Below are 16,142 nucleotides of genomic sequence, written 5' to 3'. Positions count from 1 at the left end.
GGTCTTGGGAGTGGCTCAGGCGGTCTGGGCGCCGATCCAGCGCGACAGGTCGCCCTTCGGGGCCGCGCCGACCTTCTGGTCCACACGCTCGCCGTTCTTGAACAGCAGCAGCGTCGGGATCGAGCGGATGCCGTACTGGGCGGCGATCTGCGGATTCTCGTCGACATTGACCTTGGCGATCTTCACCTTGCCCTGCAGGTCGGTGGCGATCTCCTCGAGCGCCGGACCGATCTGACGGCACGGGCCGCACCACTCCGCCCAGAAATCCACCACGACGGGCTCGGCGGACTTGAGAACGTCCTGCTCGAAGCTCGCGTCGGTTACCTTCACCGTCGCCATAACGTTACCTTTCGGAAGCCGCCGTCCGTCGGACGGCGTCGAACGGGCAGGGGCCCGTGCGGTCCCGCCAGAATTGGCGACGCCCCGGCGCGCGGTCAAGAAGTCCGACCGACCCGGCCCGGGGGCCGTCGCGGTGGGCGCGCCACCCATGTGCGGTGCCGCATGCCGGTCGCCGTGTTCGCCCGGACGGCCGGAACGGACCATTCACGCCTCGATACCGACCCGGTCCAGTGCCGCCGCAACGTCGTCGGGGCCGAGGGTGCGAATCACCGGGCCCGAGGTCCAGACGAGGATCGGCTGGATCGTCCGGCCCGGATAGATCTGCGCGAGAAGGCGCGCATAGAGGGCGATCTGGCCGGCCTCTGCCGCGGGGAGGGGGGCGTCGGGTTCGGGCGGGCGGCCGGTCTTGAAATCCGCGATGCGGACGACGTCCGCCGTCACCGCGAGGCGATCGACGCGTCCCTGAACCGCGCGCTCCGCGCCGGCCGCCCGGACACGCCCCGACAGGGCCACCTCGGCGCGGGCATCCGGGCTGAAGAGAGGCGCGAGATCCGGGTCATCGATGATTCTAAGGACCGACCGGACGATCGCGTGCGGGGCCGCCCGCGGGAGGCCGGGCGCCCGGGACCGCACGAAGGCGAGCCCGGCCGCTTCCCGGCGGGCGGGCTCCACGCGGGGCAGGTGCTGGAGCAGGGCGTGGATCAGGATCCCGCGCCGCCGGGCCTGCGCGTCCGCGAGGCGCGGCGGCGGTACGCGCGCGCCGTCCGCCGCCTGGAGTGCGCCGGACGGGCTCAGGGCCTCGACCTCCGGTTCCGACGGGACCGGGCTGCGCAGCCAGTCCGGCTCCGGCTCCGGAGACCGCGCAGCCGCGGAGGCCGCCGCCGCCGGGGCCGGCATCTGCGGGGCGCCATCCTGCCAGAACGTCGCGGGTCCGTAGGACAGGTCCAGCGTCCGGCCGGCCCCGAGCGCCGCTTGCAGGCCGGCATGGATCATCCGGCACCACGCCGCCTCGCTCTCGCGCTCGTGGCCGCGGAAGGGCGCGACGATGAGCCGGTCGGCGGCGCGGGTCATGGCGACGTAGAGCAGGCGGTTGTGCTCCTGCCGGGCCTTCGCGAGCAGGGCCGCCCGCGCGGCGTCGGTGGCGGCGCAATCCTGGGTCCGCCCGCCCGACCAGACTGGCGGCAGGGCGATCTCCGTCGCCGGGAGCGGCAGGAGGGGCGGATCGTTGCGGCCCAGGGGCTCGCAGCCGTCGAGGATCACCACGACCGGCGCCTCCAGACCCTTCGCGCCGTGGACCGTCATCACCCGGACCTCGTCGCGGCCCGATTCGAGGTCGCGTTTGACGGTGTGACCGGCCTCGGCGCCGACGTAGCGGGCGAGGAAGCCGCCGAGGGACGGCGCGTCCTCGCCGGTCTCGGCCTGGGCGGCGGCTGCGAGGAACACGTCGATAGCGTCCCCCGCCTCGCCGCCGAGGCGGGCCACAAGCTTCGCCCGGCCCCCCTGCGGCCCGAGGAGCCGCGCGTAGAAGCCGAACGGGCCGTGGAGCCCGGCCAGCGCGATCCACCCCGACAGGGCCTCGAGCCCGCGCCTTGCGGCCGGGTCGCCGGAGGCGGCATGGCGGTGCAGGGCGTCCTCCAGAGTCTCTGCGAGGTCGCGGCGGGTGGCGATCCGCACGAGGTCGTCGTCGGTCAGCCCGACGAGCGGCGTCTTGAGGGCGGTGGCGAGGGTCAAGTCGTCGGCCGGCAGGAGACCCGCCCGCCCGGCGGCGACCAGATCGGCGACCGCGATATGGGCGGAGACCTCCAGCCGGTCCTGCCCGGCGACCGGAACGCCCAGTCCCTTCAGGGCGCGGATCACCTCCTCGAAGGCGGGCCCGCGCTTCCGGACCAGGATCAGGACGTCCCCGGGGCGCCAGATCCGACCGGTGGCGTCCCCCGTCGTGGTCCAAGTCCGCACCGCCTGCGCAACCCGGCGGGCTGTGACGATCGCCGGGGCGCTGGTCTCCGGCGCGTCGACGGGAGCGGTCCAGGCATCCGGCTCGGCGGCGGGCTCCGGCTCGGCGATCGGCCACAGCTCCACGGCGCCGGGCGCCCCGGGTCGGGCGCTGGCATGCACGGTCGTGCGCACCGTGTCCTCGAAGGACAGGCCGTCATTGTGCGCATCGATGGCGAAGACCGCGTCGACGGCGCGCAGCACGAGGTCGGTCGAGCGGAACGACAGGGTAAGCGGCACGTCCTCGAAGGTCAGCCCGGCCGAGCGCGATTCCGCGATCCAGGACGCGCGGGTCAGGGCGAATTCCCGCGGCTCGGCACCCTGGAAGCCGTAGATCGACTGCTTGGGATCGCCCACCGCGAAGCGCGTGCGGCTGCCGGTCCGAGCGCCCTCGCCGGCGGCGAATTCCTGCGTGATCGCCCGCAGGATCGCCCATTGCTCCGGATTCGTATCCTGCGCCTCGTCGACCAGGACGTGATCGATCCCGCGATCGAGCTTGTAGAGGACCCAGCCGGCCCCGACCCGTTCGAGCAGATCCAGCGCCTTGTGGATCAGGTCGTCGAAATCGAGGGCGCCGAGGCGCGCCTTCTGGGCCTCCACGCGGCGGTGGATCTCGGCGGCGATCCGGAACAAGGCCTGCGTCCGGGCATGGGCCCGGGCGGCGCGCAGGCGGTCGAACAGCGGCTCCAGCCGATCCCGCTCGGCGAGCAACGCCGCCTTGGCATCGGCCGGCACGCTCTTGGTCCCGAGGCTGCTGTCGGCCTTGGGCTCGTCCTTCTGGGTGAAGAAGACCGCGCGGTAGAGGGCCAGGGCCTCGGACCGGTCGGGAAGATCCGCGGAGCCGGCCCGTTCGGCCTCGGCGGCCGCCAGGGCGTCGGCGAGCTTCTCGTCGTTGGCCTTGCCGGTGCGGAGTGCCGCGATCAGCGCTTCCCGATCCTCCGGACGGCACCCGGGGCCGCCGTCCAGGATCCCGGCCTCGATCCGTTCGGCGGAATCCTCCGGCGCCAAGCCCAGCGCCCCGTGCAGCCGCCCGAAGGCCTTCTCAAGACCTGCCGCGTCGCCGATGAAGCTCCGGGCCTGCATGGCCGAACGGATCGCGGACCGCAGGGTGTCGCCTGTCGCCTCGGGCGTGACCCGCGCCAGGGCGGCGCTGAGCGGCGTGTCGCCGTTCGCCACGGCATCGGCCAGCACGTTGGCCATCTCGATGTCGAACAGCTCCTGGGCCTTGGTCTCGTCGAGCACCACGAAGCGGGCCGGCACGTTCGCCTCGAAGGGGAACATGTGCAGCAGCCGCTCGCACAGGGCGTGCAGGGTCTCGATCTTGAGGCCGCCCGGCGTCTCCACCGCCCGGGCGAAGAGGCGGCGCGCCAGCCGCAGGCGCTCGGGCCCGGCGCGCTCGCCGGTGAGGTCGGCGAGTTCGGCGGCGAGGGTCTCGTCGTCGAGCGTCACCCAGCGGCCGAGGAGCCGGAAGACGCGGATCGCCATGTTGGCCGCGGCGGCCTTGGTGAAGGTCAGGCAGAGGATCCGCCCGGGCGGGGCACCGTCGAGGAGCAGCCGCACCACCCGGTCGGTGAGGACCTTGGTCTTGCCGGCGCCGGCATTGGCCGAGACCCAGGCGGAGGCGCGCGGATCGGCCGCCCGCCGCTGGTTGGCGCGGGTGAGGTCATCGACGACGAAAGGGGCGGGGGCGTGCGAAGTGGAGCTGCTCAACGGTCCAATCCGGCTCGGCTGCCGGGTCTCTCTACAACAGAAACGCGCCTGCGGGCCCGCCAAGGCGTCACAGCGGGCATTGCGGGATTGCCCCCGGCGCGGCGCCGTCCCATGGATGCGGACGATCCTGTCCGTGACACCGAACACGCCCGTGACCCAGCCGACATCCGAGCCGGCGCGCCCGCCGATCCGCTTCCGCGGCCGCTCCTTCATGGCCACCGTCCTGGCGCCGATACCCCCGGTGGCCGAGTGGTTCGGCGACCTGGACGCCCTCAATCGCCGCGCCCCGAACTTCTTCGCCGGCCGGCCCGTGATCCTCGACCTGTCCGGATTGCGGCTCACCCGCGAGGATCTCGACGGGCTGCTCGCCGAACTGGCTGCGCGCAACATCGCCGTCCTGGGGATCGAGGGCGCGGCGCCGTCGCTCCTGGGGGCGGGCGCCCCGCCGGCCCTCGCGGGTGGCCGGCCCGCGGGCGAGGTCGCCACGCCGGACGAATCCGCCTCGGACGCGTCCACGGCGACCGAGCCCCAGCCCAAGGAGACGGCCCGCTCGCTGATCCTCGACGCCCCCGTGCGCTCCGGCCAGACCGTGCTGCATCTCGAGGGCGACGTCACGGTCCTGGGCGCCGTCGCCTCGGGCGCCGAGGTCATCGCCGGCGGCTCGATCCACGTCTACGGCGCCCTGCGCGGCCGCGCGATCGCCGGCGCGGCCGGAAACCCGACGGCGCGGATCTGGTGCCGCCGGTTCGAGCCGGAGCTGGTGGCGATCGACGGCCTGTACCGCGCCGCGGACGACCTCGACCCGGCCTTCAGAGGGCAGGCCGTCGAGGTGCGGCTGCTGGAGGATGCGATCAAGCTCAACCTGTTCGAGCGGGGTTGAGCGGCGTTTCCCCGCGGACGTTCGGGCCGTCGGTCGAAGGACGGGGCGCCTGACTCCGCTCGCGGTCGAGCCGTGAAAGCGTCCTCCGCTGCTCCGATACAAGGATCCCGGCAGAATTTGCCGACCGGATCAGAAACTTAACCCTTCGGTAACCATACCCGCCGTCAATGGTCCGGTAAGGACTCTTAACGGGCGGACATGAGCGAGACCCACCCCGAGCCGATCGATCCGGAGACCGCCCCCGCGGCGGCTCCTTCCGCGCCCCGGCCGCTCAGCCTGCGCGGACGGGCCTTCAAGGCCCTGGCCCTCTCCCCCGAGCCGCCGCTTCCCGAGTGGCTCGCGGGCCTCGACGCGGCGCTCAAGCGCTCGCCGACCCTGCTGAAAGGCCGGGCCGTCATCCTGGATTGCGCCCAGCTCAAGCCCGAGCCGGACGCCCTCGAAATGTTAATGAACGAACTCAAGGCCCGCGGCATCGCGGTCCTGGGCATCGAGGGCGCCGACACGGTCCTGGACGGCCTGCCGCCGCTTCTCGTCAAGGGACACCCGTCCGAGAAGGTCGAGATCCCGAGCGTCCCGGCCGAGCCGGAGCCGCAGGTGGTCACCTCGATCACCGTCGAGGGCTCGGTCCGCTCCGGCCAAAGCGTCATCAATCCCACCGGCGACGTGACCGTGATGGGTTCGGTCTCCTCGGGGGCCGAGATCCTGGCCGGTGGTTCCATCCACGTCTACGGCGCCCTGCGCGGTCGCGCGATCGCCGGAGCCGCGCGCAACCCGCGCGCACGAATCTACTGCCGCAAATTCGAACCCGAGTTGCTGGGGATCGACCGCCTTGTGCGGACGGCGGAGGACATGGGCACGGCCCTGCGCGGCAAGGCCGCCCAGGTCTGGCTCGACGGCGGCAACATCCGAATGGCAAGCCTGGATTAAGGGAGATCGACGCGTGGCAAAGGTTCTCGTCGTCACATCGGGCAAGGGCGGCGTCGGCAAGACGACGACGACCGCAGCCCTCGGAGCGGCCCTCGCCCAGGGCGGGCAGAGCGTGTGCGTCGTCGACTTCGACGTCGGCCTGCGTAACCTCGACCTCGTCATGGGCGCCGAGCGCCGGGTCGTCTACGACCTCATCAACGTGGTCAACGGCGACGCCAAGCTCCCTCAGGCGCTCATCAAGGACAAGCGGCTGGAGACCCTGCACCTGCTGCCGGCCTCCCAGACCCGCGACAAGGACGCGCTCACCGACGCGGGCGTCGCCCGGGTGATGGACGAGCTGCGCGACAAGTTCGACTGGGTCATCTGCGACTCCCCGGCCGGCATCGAGCGCGGCGCCCAGCTCGCCATGCACCACGCCGACGTGGCGGTGGTCGTGACCAACCCCGAGGTCTCCTCGGTGCGCGACTCCGACCGGATCATCGGCCTCCTCGATTCCAAGACCGCCAAGGCGGAGAAGGGCGAGGACATGGAGAAGCACCTGATCCTCACCCGCTACGACCCGATGCGGGCCGACCGCGGCGACATGCTCAAGACCGAGGACGTGCTCGACATCCTGTCGATCCCGCTGCTCGCGATCATCCCGGAGAGCCAGGAGGTGCTGCGCGCCTCGAACCTCGGCTGCCCGGTGACCCTCAACAACCCGCTCTGCGCCCCGGCGCGGGCCTATGCCGACGCGGCCCGCCGTCTCAAGGGCGAGACCGTTCCGATGAGCCTGCCGGTCGAGCGCAAGTCCTTCCTCGACAAGCTGTTCATGCGGAGGGCGGCGTGAGCATCCTCGGACTGTTCCAGAAGCGCAGCTCCGGCGCGGTCGCCCGCGACCGCCTGCAGCTGATCCTCGCCCACGAGCGCGCGGAGTCGGGTCGCCCCGACCTCGTGATCCAGCTCCGGGAGGAGATCCTGGCGGTGATCGCCAACCATGTCGCGGTCGAGCCCGACAAGGTGAAGGTCACCCTGGAGCGCGGCGAGGGCGTCTCGACCCTCGGCCTCGACATCGAGCTTCCGCTCGGTGCCTCGGCCAAGCTCGACGCCAAGCTGGCGGCCAAGCTCGCCGAGGTCGCGGCCAACAAGGGGTCGGCCAAGCCGGCCTCCTCCAAGAAGGCCGCTTGAGCCGGGCGGGGACCATCCCCGCCGGCACGGTAGACCGCAAGCCGCGCCCGGCCCGCCGGGTGCGGCTTCGTCGTGCCGGTCCCCTGTCGATCCGCGGCCTCGGCTCTCGACCGGGCGCGCCGTCGCACCATGTCGCAAATCTCGGGGGAGATTGGTGAAAGGGTAGCCATGCCGAGCGCCGCGACGGATGACGGGATCCGGCTCCACTACGAGGAGAGCGGTCGGGGTACGCCGCTGATCTTCGTGCATGAATTCGCCGGCGACCATCGCAGCTACGAGGCGCAACTGCGCCATTTCGGAAGGCGCTACCACGCGATCGCGTTCAACGCCCGCGGCTACCCGCCTTCCGACGTCCCGGAGGCCGTCTCCGCCTACTCGCAGGCGCGTGCCGCCGACGACATCCTGGCCATCCTCGACCATCTCGGCGCGCCGAAGGCCCATGTCGCCGGCATCTCGATGGGCGCCTTCGCAACTTTGCATTTCGGCCTCCGGCATCCCGACCGCGCGCTGTCGCTCTGTCTCGGCGGCTGTGGCTACGGCGCCGAACCCGAGCGGCAGGCGATGTTCCGCGCCGAGGCCGACGCCACCGCGGCGATGCTGCGTCGTGACGGCATGGCCGCTTTCGCCGAGCGCTACGCCGTCGGGCCGACGCGGGTGCAATTCGAGGCCAAGGATCCGCGCGGACATGCCGAATTCAAGCGGATGCTCGCAGAACACTCGGCCCTCGGCTCGGCCAACACCCAGGCCGGCGTGCAGAAGGGCCGCCCGTCGCTCTACGATCTCACGGACGCCTTGCGCCGCATGACCGTTCCAACCCTGATCGTCGCCGGCGACGAGGACTGGCCCTGCCTCGCCCCGAGCCTCATGCTGAAGCAGGTGATCCCGTCGGCGGCCCTCGCGGTCCTGCCCAATACCGGCCACGCCCTCTCCGTCGAGGAGCCGGATGCCTACAACCGACTCCTCGACGAATTTCTGGCGCAGGTGGAGAGCGGCCGCTGGCCGATGCGCGATCCCCGGGCGATCTCGGCGACGATCACCGGGATCAAGGGCTGACCGGATCCCGGGGGATCAGACGGAATCGCGCCGGCCGGTCCGGCTGCGTCGTCACCACCGCCTGGGGCAGGACCGGTTCGCGCTCGTCGAGCACGAGCCGGAATCGCGCCAGCAGACGCGCCAGGGACAGGACGGCTTCGCTCAGGGCGAACTGCGCGCCGATGCAGACCCGGGGGCCTGCTCCGAAGGGCAGGTAGGCGAAGCGCCGCGGCGCGGGGGCGCCCGGCAGGAAGCGGCCCGGATCGAACGCGTCCGGATCCGACCACAGCGTCCGGTGCCGATGGAGCACCCAGGGGCTGACCATGACGATGTCGCTCGCCTTCACCGCATGCCCGGCAACCGAATCGGGACCGAGCGCCCGCCGGACGACCACGAACGCCGCGGGATACAGGCGCAGCGTCTCGTCGATCACCGCGCGGGTGAGCGGCAGGCGCCCGTCGCTCTGGCAGCCGGTGGGATCGGTCAGGTCGGCGCTGCGCGCCTCGGCGGCGACCCGCTCCTGCATCTCCGGGGCGAGGGCCAGCAGGTAGGCCGCCCAGAACAGCGTGCCGGCCGTGGTCTCGTGGCCGGCCAGGATCATGGTGGCGACCTGGTCGCGCAATTCGTCGGCGGTGAAGGCGGCCCCCGTATCCGGATTGCGCGCCGCCGCGAGCAGGTCGAGGAGGTCGCCCGCGTGCGGCCTGTCCCGCTCGGCGTCCCGGCGCGCCGCGATGATCCGGTCGAGGAACGGGATCCAGCGGCGGCGGAACCGCGCGCGGGACCAGTCGAGGGGCACCGGCCAGCCCGGGGGGATCACGATGTCGAGGAGATGCGGCCGGCCCATCCGCTCGGCATATTCGGCGATGAACCGGCGCAGCTCCGCGCCGTGCTCGTCCATGCCCACCGAGAACATGGCGCGACCGGCGATCTCGAGGGCGAGCCTGTAGAACGACGTGAACAGATCGACCGGCCCCGTCGCAGCCTCGGCGGCGATCCGATCCATCCCGTCCGCCACGGCGGCGTCGATATGGGGCACCAGCCCGTCGATGGCCCGTGGCGTGAAGGCGGGCGCAAGCGTCCGGCGCTGGTGCCGCCAGGCCGAACCCTCGCTGATCAGCAGTCCGTCGCCGAGGATCGGGCGCAGGATGCGGGTCGTTCCGGTGGTGCGGGCGTAGTTCGCCTGATTCTCGACCAGAACCCGGCGGATCGCCTCCGGGTCGCTCAGGACGAAGCTCGACCGTCCGAGAAGCCCACGGCGGGTGACCGGCTCCTCGAAGGCGCGCCGGGGGAACCCCTCCAGCGCGTTGTCGCGAATCGAGCGCAGGTAGGCGGCGAGCGGCAGCTCCCGCTCCGGTGGCGCACGGTGCGGCGGCACCACGCGCGGCAGGCCGGCAAGGCTCGGGGTCGTCCGGTCCGGTCTCGCGCTCGCGTCCGAAAGTATGGGCATGTGGCGCCATCCTGTGCCGAAGACGGGCAAGCCTGTAAACCGCCGCCCGCACGCCGCGCGGACCGGTCACGCCTACGTCATTCCGCGGCCGTCCGCAGGCGCGTTTCGGCACTTCCGAGCGCCAATCGCGCGGGGAAGCGGGCCGGATCCGAGTCCGTCGAGAGGCTGGCCACCAGGCTGGCCCGGGGCAGGGTGGCCTCCGTCACGTCGAGCAGCGTCCCGACGCCGCGCTCCAGATGCTCGTCCACCCGGTCGACCACGAGGATCTCCGGCTCGCGCAGGATCGCCCGGGCGAGGCCAATTCGCACCCGGACCCGCTCCGGCAGGAGCTGCCCGCGATTTCCGACCTCCTTCTCGAGGCCGCGCCGCTGGATCGGCCGCTCCAGGTCGAATTCCCGGAACACCGCGCGGGCTTCCCGCTGGATCAGCGTCTCGCCGTGCATCCGCACCGTGTCGATGCGGCCGAACAACAGGTTGTCCAGCACGGTGCTGCGCGGGTTGATCCGGTTCGGATCGTAGGATTCGACGTCGTATCCGTCGTCGCCGTGCATGAAGCCCTGCACGACACCCCGTGCGCCGACGATCCGCTTGGTCAGCGGTTGATTGAGGAGGCCGAAGCGCATCCGCGGCTCGACATAGGCCAGGGCCAGCGCCAGGAAGGCCACGCTGTCGGCTTCGCTGAGGCGCCCCGCCGCGGGCAGGCGACCGAGGCGGCGCAGGTAATCCGGCAGCGCGTCCGGGGTGATCAGCGAGAACCGCCGGAACAGCGGGTGGCCCGGCGGCACGTCGGCGAAAATGTCCTTCAGGTTGCTGGCGATGGCGACGCCCATCCGGTCGAGTTCGTCGAGGAGCTTCACCTTCTCCAGCGCCTCGCGGAACATGGGCACGCCGGCGAGACGGCGCGGATCCGTCAGCGACGTATCCCGGGGGACGCCGAACAGCAGGTTCTCCGCCACGGTCGCCTGATCGTTGTAGCGGCCCCGGGCGAACGGGATCACGAGGTCGGCGAGGCCCTTCTGGGCGAAATGCTCCCGTAGGTGCTCCCGCGCCGCGATCATCCGCTGGCCCACCGGCGTGTCGTGGGCCACCGAACTGAGGGCGCCGAGCCCGAACCTGTAGAGATCGTCGCCGAGGTCGAGCCGGCCGAGCAGGTCGAGCAGACGCTCGTCGAGATCCAGGGCGTCGCGAACCCCGAGGCGTCCGAAATCGATCCAGGGATCGTCGACGCTGTCGCAGGGATTGCCGGTCTTCACCGCCTCGTTGATCCGCGTCTTGCTGAGATCGAGGATGTGCGTGCGCAGCGGCTGGACGCGCAGCCCGTACAGGACATTGTCGCGCAGCGTTCCCGGGAACAGCACGGGTTGGATGCCGGCATACGCGATGCGGTGCGCGTGATCCCGTCGCGGCAGGGTGGACAGGTCGTGATCGCCGATCCGGATCGTGCCCCCGGGCGGTAGCTGCAGCCCGGCCAGGACCCGGGCAAATTCCTGCGCCACCGGGCCGGCCGGCACCAGGGCAAGCCGCCCCGGCAGGCGGATCTCGGCGTCGCCGACCTCGATCGGGGCGCCCCCCTGCGGATCGCGCAGGGATAGGCCTTCGAGACGCAGCGGGCTGCCGAGGCGTGGCGGCGGAAGCTCGGCTTCGCGCTCCACCGGCCGCAGGCGGTGCGGGCCGAAATGGGCCGCCACGGTCTCGTACTTGACCTCGACGTCGAGGCGCTGCTGATCCCAGTCGATCAGCTCCTTGAGGGGCGGGGGCAGATCGCGATAGGCGGCGAGCACCGCCACGAGCTGGCCGATGTCGAGCTCTCCCTTCAGGGCGAAGTACCCGCCGATCGCGTAAAACAGGAACGGCGTCACCTGCGCGAGCAGGTTGTTAAGGTACTTTACCGCGAACTTGCGGCGGTAGATTTTCAGCCGCAGGTCGTAGAGGTCGTAGAGCCGTCCACCGATCTCGGCCCGCTCCCAGCGGCCGGTATCGTTGAGCATCACCGCCTGCAGCCCGTCGAGCACTTCGGCGACGCGGCCGGCCAGGGCCCGGGAGGCGATCTGACGCTGCCGGCTCAGGCGGATGATCTCCCGTCGCAGCCGCGGAATCACGATCATCTGCACGGCGACCATGCCGCCGGCCGCGATGCCGAGCCAGATGTTCTGCATCATGATGAAGGCCAGCGCGGTGGCGGCCTGGCAGCCCTGGAACACCGGCACCACGATGGCGTCGCCGATGAAGGCGCCGATCGGCTCGACCTCGTCGCGAATGATCGTCGCCGTCTCGGAGGATTTCACCTCCCGCTGCGTCTCCGGCGAGAAGCGCAGCATCAGCGCGAAGAGCTGGAAGCGCAGGCGGCGCAGCATCCGCTCGCCGAGCATGCCCTTCTGCAGGTTGATCCAGAACTTGAACGCGCCGTTGATCAGGACGAGGCCGAGGAACAGGCTCGACAGGCTCAGGAGCAGCTCGAAGCGGTCGAGCTGGAAGCCCTCGAACAGGTGCGTCGTGCCGCCGCCGAGCGCCGCGGGCCAGTCCACGGTGAGTTCGAGGAATGGGGCGGTCGCCTCGCCATGCGCGTAGGCCTTGCCGGTGATCGCGTCGTTGACGATGCGCTTCGGCAGGTCGAGGGAGGCGAAGTAGAACGGGAGCGACGCCAGCACGACGGCGCAGATCCTGAGCTGATTGCCCTTCGAATAGCGCCAGATGTACGGGAACAGCCGCGGCTCAAGCGCGCGCATCGTGTCCTTCCGACGAAAGCCCGCCCTGGCGGCCCGAGGGCCGAATCGCCGCAGTCGGACGCTTGACCCTGGTCGATACGCTACCCGAGGGATCCGGTTTCATCCAATACACCCCGATACGGACGGCGGCGCGCCGGTCGCGGCGTGATCGCGCCGTCATATAGGGTATCCTGCGATGCGGGGGGCATGCAGATCTGCCCTGCAACGGCGGCTCGCGCCGGGCCCAGCCGCAGGCGTGGCGTCGGTGCCGCAGTCGGGAGCCGCCCCCAGCAATCCGGCCCGCGCGGTGCGCCCATGACGTCAGCGGCCTTGCTCAAGAGCGCGCGTCCTTATATTGCGACGCAACCACCACGACTCCGTACCTGAACCGGCGCGGACGGCCGCGCCGCGCGGCCGCCAGGGAGCCGGCACAACCCGTTTCGGGCCGCCATGAATCTGCGCAACATCGCCATCATCGCTCACGTCGACCACGGCAAGACGACGCTCGTCGACAAGCTGCTGGCCCAGTCCGGCACCTTCCGCGAGAATCAGCGGGTCGAGGAGCGGGCGATGGACTCGAACGACCTCGAGAAGGAGCGTGGCATCACGATCCTCGCCAAGGCGACGTCGGTCGTCTGGAAGGACACCCGCGTCAATATCGTCGACACCCCCGGCCACGCCGATTTCGGCGGCGAGGTCGAGCGTATCCTGTCGATGGTCGACGGCGTGATCGTGCTGGTGGATGCGGCCGAAGGGCCGATGCCGCAGACCAAGTTCGTGGTCGGCAAGGCGCTCAAGATCGGCCTGCGTCCGATCGTGGCGATCAACAAGGTCGACCGGCCGGACGCCCGGATCAACGAGGTGGTGAACGAGGTGTTCGACCTGTTCGCGGCCCTCGACGCCACCGACGAACAGCTCGACTTCCCGATCCTCTACGGGTCGGGCCGTAATGGCTGGATGGCCGACAGCCCGGAGGCCGACCCGTCGGTGGGCCTGGAGCCGCTGTTCGACCTCGTGCTGAAGCACGTGCCGCCGGCCAAGACCGAGGATGGGCCGTTCCGGATGCTCGGCACCCTGCTGGAGGCCAACCCGTTCCTCGGCCGGATCATCACCGGCCGGATCGCTTCGGGCTCGGTGAAGCCCAACCAGTCGATCAAGGTCCTCGACCGCACCGGCAAGGTGGTCGAGACCGGCCGCGTGTCGAAGATCCTCGCCTTCCGCGGCCTTGAGCGTGCGCCCATCGACGTGGGCGAGGCGGGCGACATCGTGTCGATCGCCGGCCTCATGAAGGGCACCGTGGCCGATACCTTCTGCGACCCGCAGGTCGACACCCCGATCCAGGCGCAGCCGATCGATCCGCCGACGGTGACGATGTCGTTCATCGTCAACGACAGCCCGCTCGCGGGCACCGAGGGCGACAAGGTCACGAGCCGCATGATCCGCGACCGCCTGTTCAAGGAGGCCGAGGGCAACGTCACGCTCAAGATCGAGGAGGCGGCCGACAAGGACTCGTTCTACGTCTCGGGCCGCGGCGAGCTGCAGCTCTCGATCCTGATCGAGACCATGCGCCGCGAGGGCTTCGAGATCGCCGTCTCGCGGCCGCGCGTCGTGTTCGAGCGCGACGAGGCCGGCGGGCTCCTGGAGCCGATCGAGGAGGTCGTGATCGACGTCGACGAGGAGCATTCCGGCGTCGTCGTGCAGAAGATGTCCGAGCGGAAGGCCGAGATGCTGGAGATGCGGCCGTCGGGCGGCAATCGCCTGCGCCTCGTCTTCCACGCCCCGACCCGTGGCCTGATCGGCTACCAGGGCGAGCTGCTCACCGACACCCGCGGCACCGCGATCATGAACCGGCTGTTCAAGGCCTACGAGCCCTACAAGGGCGAGATGCCGGGCCGGCGCAACGGCGTGCTGATCTCCAACGACCAGGGCGAGGCTGTCGCCTACGCCATGTGGAATCTGGAGGACCGCGGCCCGATGATGATCGAGCCGGGCTGGAAGGTCTACCAGGGCATGATCGTCGGCGAGCACAACCGCGAGAACGACCTCGAGGTGAACGTGCTCAAGGGCAAGAAGCTCACCAACATCCGCACCACGTCGAAGGACGAGGCCGTGCGCCTCACCCCGCCGATCCGTATGACCCTAGAGCGCTCGCTGGCCTGGATCCAGGACGACGAACTCGTCGAGGTGACGCCGAAGTCGATCCGCCTGCGTAAGGCGATCCTCGACCCGAACGACCGCAAGCGGGCGGAGCGCTCCAAGGAAAACGCCGCCTGAGCTGAACGACCGGCAACCGGGCGCTCAGGCCCGGTTGCTGATGCAGCCCTTATGTCCGGCTGATCTCGGGCCCATCGAACCCTTATGCCGGGGACAATACCTCGGTGCGGCGGACCCGAGAGGCCCGCGTGAACCCCGTGACACCGATGTCCGTCGCGTTGAATCCAATCCCGTCGCTCCCGCCTGCCGCTTCTGCGCCGCCCTCCTATCTCGTCGGTCAAGACGGCGAGGGGCATTGGGTGGCCGTGGAGGCTGGTGGGCGTGCCGGAGGCATCTTCCGCAGCCGTCAGGATGCGATCCGCTACGCCTGCCTCGAGACCGGCTGCCGCCCCGGCGACGTGCCGCTGGCGGCCGGACCGATCCCTCTCCGCCTCTCCTGAGCCGCGAGCAGCCGCACCGCGTCGCGGTGCGGCTCTGTCGCGTCAGCTGCCGCCGGGATCGGTCTCGTCGTTCTGCGTGCCTCCGGAGGGCGTGCCCAGGCCGGGCTTGCCCTCGGTCTTCTCGTTCGGGTCCTTCACCGCGTCGGGGGCGACGTTCTTCGGCTTCTCCGGCTGCGGATCGGTCTCGCGGCGCTCGGTCATTCCTGGGTCTCCTGCTCGGCGCGTGAATGGCCGCCCGCGACTTTGGTGTCCGCGGCCGGGCCCCGCGAGGCTTTCTGGTCCGAATGGCCGCCGGAAGAACCGCCGATGGCGGGCGGCGCGCGTCCGGGCTCGCCGGTCGAACCCCAGCCCTCCTTCGGCTCGCTCCGTGGCGTTTCACCGGATTCCATGTCGGTGATCGCCGCCTGCTCGGGTGTTTGGTGACCGCCCCCGGCCAGCGGGGTTCCGCGCGACCCGACCGCGTCGTCGGGCTTGCGGGTGACCGTCTCGGACTCGCTCGTCGCTCGGCTCATCAGCGCTTCCCGTCGTCCTGACCGACGGCGGCGGTGGCACGGTCGATGGCTTCGCCAAGGTCGGTGCCGCTCCTGGCCTTGTCTTCCATCTGGCCAAGCTGCTCGCGCGGGGTCCCGATCTCACTGGCCTTGTCGGTTTCAGGACTTTCCCGCGACGTCTGTCCGGTCTGCTCTGTCATGGCTCGCCTCGCTGCCTCTTCGAGGGACAACGGAGGCGGGGCAGGAGGGTTGCGGGGGCCGAGGCGATCGAGCGCCGGCGGTCCCCTAATGTCAGGGGCCGACGATCCGCGGCAGGACGGCCTCAGTCAGGCGGCGCACGGAATCCTCGGCAGCCCCGCGATCCGCCGCGCGGGCCTCGATCGTCAGCAGATCGCCACCCCGGAGGATGACGGCTGTCGCGCCCGCACCGCGTTCCAGCGCGTAGACACTCAGCCAGCCGATCGCCGGGCCGGCCGGCAGAGCCGAGAGTCGGCAATCCGGGTTCCGCCGAACGCAGAGCGTTTCGAGCGCGCCGAGGGACGTCCTGCCGGAGCGCACCCGCTCTTCCGTCCCGTCGGTCAGGCGCCCGAGCTGCAGCTCGATCGTCGGCGCACCCCTGCAGGACGAACAATTCACGCCGAGATGAAGCGGTGCGGCCTGCGCGGCGGCCTCCGGCCCGAGGGCGGTTCTGGAAGCTTCGGCCAGCCTGGTCAGGTCATGCAGCGCGAAGCCCTGCGCGAGCGCGGCCTGAGCCCAGAGGCTGAGCATAAGAATAAGGAGACCGCGCATCAGAGAATC

14 protein-coding genes are annotated in these 16,142 nt (G+C 70.9%); 6 read left to right on the top strand and 8 right to left on the bottom strand.

Features of this window, described 5'->3' with window-relative positions; genetic code table 11:
* Positions 1-15: 15 nt before the first annotated feature.
* Together trxA and addA are read right to left on the bottom strand one after the other, a co-directional pair.
* On the bottom strand, positions 16-339 hold the full coding sequence (gene trxA, locus BM396_RS22755; protein WP_010682902.1) for a thioredoxin: 324 nt from the start codon (positions 337-339) through the stop codon (positions 16-18).
* Between the two features lie 204 nt (positions 340-543).
* Positions 544-4,041, bottom strand: a complete 3,498-nt coding sequence (gene addA, locus BM396_RS22750; protein WP_043382927.1) for a double-strand break repair helicase AddA — start codon at positions 4,039-4,041, stop codon at positions 544-546.
* 115 nt (positions 4,042-4,156) lie between these two features.
* Here addA and minC (BM396_RS22745) point away from each other — a divergent pair, with 115 nt between their 5' ends.
* From minC (BM396_RS22745) to BM396_RS22725, 5 genes are all read left to right on the top strand, one after another.
* A complete protein-coding gene (gene minC, locus BM396_RS22745; RefSeq protein ID WP_081948672.1) occupies positions 4,157-4,921 on the top strand; it encodes a septum site-determining protein MinC in 765 nt (254 codons plus the stop codon).
* A gap of 198 nt (positions 4,922-5,119) precedes the next feature.
* Positions 5,120-5,848, top strand: coding sequence for a septum site-determining protein MinC (gene minC, locus BM396_RS22740; RefSeq protein ID WP_043382925.1), 729 nt, complete (start codon positions 5,120-5,122; stop codon positions 5,846-5,848).
* Between the two features lie 13 nt (positions 5,849-5,861).
* Positions 5,862-6,677 carry a septum site-determining protein MinD gene (gene minD / locus BM396_RS22735; protein ID WP_043346690.1) on the top strand — a complete coding sequence of 272 codons (816 nt, stop codon included), beginning with the start codon at positions 5,862-5,864 and terminating at the stop codon, positions 6,675-6,677.
* Positions 6,674-7,015, top strand: coding sequence for a cell division topological specificity factor MinE (gene minE / locus BM396_RS22730; RefSeq protein WP_043346685.1), 342 nt, complete (start codon positions 6,674-6,676; stop codon positions 7,013-7,015). Before minD ends, minE begins: the two co-directional genes overlap by 4 nt.
* Before the next feature lie 168 nt (positions 7,016-7,183).
* Complete coding sequence (locus BM396_RS22725; RefSeq protein WP_043382924.1) at positions 7,184-8,068, top strand: alpha/beta fold hydrolase; 885 nt, start codon at positions 7,184-7,186, stop codon at positions 8,066-8,068.
* On the opposite strand, the gene BM396_RS22720 is transcribed toward BM396_RS22725, so the two are convergent.
* Positions 8,058-9,494 (bottom strand): cytochrome P450, encoded by a 1,437-nt coding sequence (locus BM396_RS22720; protein WP_051976078.1) that lies wholly within the window; start codon positions 9,492-9,494, stop codon positions 8,058-8,060. The genes BM396_RS22725 and BM396_RS22720 overlap by 11 nt on opposite strands.
* Positions 9,495-9,571: 77 nt before the next feature.
* Positions 9,572-12,220, bottom strand: a complete 2,649-nt coding sequence (locus tag BM396_RS22715; protein WP_043382920.1) for an ABC transporter transmembrane domain-containing protein — start codon at positions 12,218-12,220, stop codon at positions 9,572-9,574.
* 429 nt (positions 12,221-12,649) lie between these two features.
* Here BM396_RS22715 and typA point away from each other — a divergent pair, with 429 nt between their 5' ends.
* A complete protein-coding gene (gene typA, locus BM396_RS22710) occupies positions 12,650-14,473 on the top strand; it encodes a translational GTPase TypA (protein ID WP_043346753.1) in 1,824 nt (607 codons plus the stop codon).
* A gap of 422 nt (positions 14,474-14,895) precedes the next feature.
* Here typA and BM396_RS32900 read toward each other — a convergent pair whose 3' ends face one another.
* The 4 genes from BM396_RS32900 to BM396_RS22690 all read right to left on the bottom strand — a co-directional run bounded on the left by BM396_RS32900 (position 14,896) and on the right by BM396_RS22690 (position 16,133).
* Complete coding sequence (locus BM396_RS32900) at positions 14,896-15,054, bottom strand: hypothetical protein (RefSeq protein ID WP_164706369.1); 159 nt, start codon at positions 15,052-15,054, stop codon at positions 14,896-14,898.
* Complete coding sequence (locus BM396_RS22700; protein ID WP_043382916.1) at positions 15,051-15,365, bottom strand: hypothetical protein; 315 nt, start codon at positions 15,363-15,365, stop codon at positions 15,051-15,053. Before BM396_RS22700 ends, BM396_RS32900 begins: the two co-directional genes overlap by 4 nt.
* Entirely contained in the window at positions 15,365-15,544 is a 180-nt protein-coding gene (locus BM396_RS22695; protein ID WP_043382914.1) for a hypothetical protein, read from the bottom strand. Before BM396_RS22695 ends, BM396_RS22700 begins: the two co-directional genes overlap by 1 nt.
* A gap of 91 nt (positions 15,545-15,635) precedes the next feature.
* On the bottom strand, positions 15,636-16,133 hold the full coding sequence (locus tag BM396_RS22690) for a hypothetical protein (RefSeq protein ID WP_043382913.1): 498 nt from the start codon (positions 16,131-16,133) through the stop codon (positions 15,636-15,638).
* Positions 16,134-16,142: the final 9 nt, after the last annotated feature.

This window comes from Methylobacterium sp. UNCCL125, assembly GCF_900116795.1.
GTDB classification, from domain to species: Bacteria; Pseudomonadota; Alphaproteobacteria; order Rhizobiales; family Beijerinckiaceae; genus Methylobacterium; species Methylobacterium fujisawaense.
Note: the sequence above shows the minus strand (reverse complement) of the source record. Positions and strands in the feature narration are given on the sequence as shown.

Coding starts and splice junctions, on each gene's coding strand:
- trxA (WP_010682902.1), bottom strand. CDS start 339: ATGGCGACGGTGAAGGTAACCGACGCGAGCTTCGAGCAGGACGTTCTC.
- minC (WP_081948672.1), top strand. CDS start 4,157: ATGCGGACGATCCTGTCCGTGACACCGAACACGCCCGTGACCCAGCCG.
- minC (WP_043382925.1), top strand. CDS start 5,120: ATGAGCGAGACCCACCCCGAGCCGATCGATCCGGAGACCGCCCCCGCG.
- BM396_RS22725 (WP_043382924.1), top strand. CDS start 7,184: ATGCCGAGCGCCGCGACGGATGACGGGATCCGGCTCCACTACGAGGAG.
- BM396_RS22720 (WP_051976078.1), bottom strand. CDS start 9,494: ATGCCCATACTTTCGGACGCGAGCGCGAGACCGGACCGGACGACCCCG.
- BM396_RS22715 (WP_043382920.1), bottom strand. CDS start 12,220: ATGCGCGCGCTTGAGCCGCGGCTGTTCCCGTACATCTGGCGCTATTCG.
- typA (WP_043346753.1), top strand. CDS start 12,650: ATGAATCTGCGCAACATCGCCATCATCGCTCACGTCGACCACGGCAAG.
- BM396_RS32900 (WP_164706369.1), bottom strand. CDS start 15,054: ATGACCGAGCGCCGCGAGACCGATCCGCAGCCGGAGAAGCCGAAGAAC.
- BM396_RS22700 (WP_043382916.1), bottom strand. CDS start 15,365: ATGAGCCGAGCGACGAGCGAGTCCGAGACGGTCACCCGCAAGCCCGAC.
- BM396_RS22695 (WP_043382914.1), bottom strand. CDS start 15,544: ATGACAGAGCAGACCGGACAGACGTCGCGGGAAAGTCCTGAAACCGAC.
- BM396_RS22690 (WP_043382913.1), bottom strand. CDS start 16,133: ATGCGCGGTCTCCTTATTCTTATGCTCAGCCTCTGGGCTCAGGCCGCG.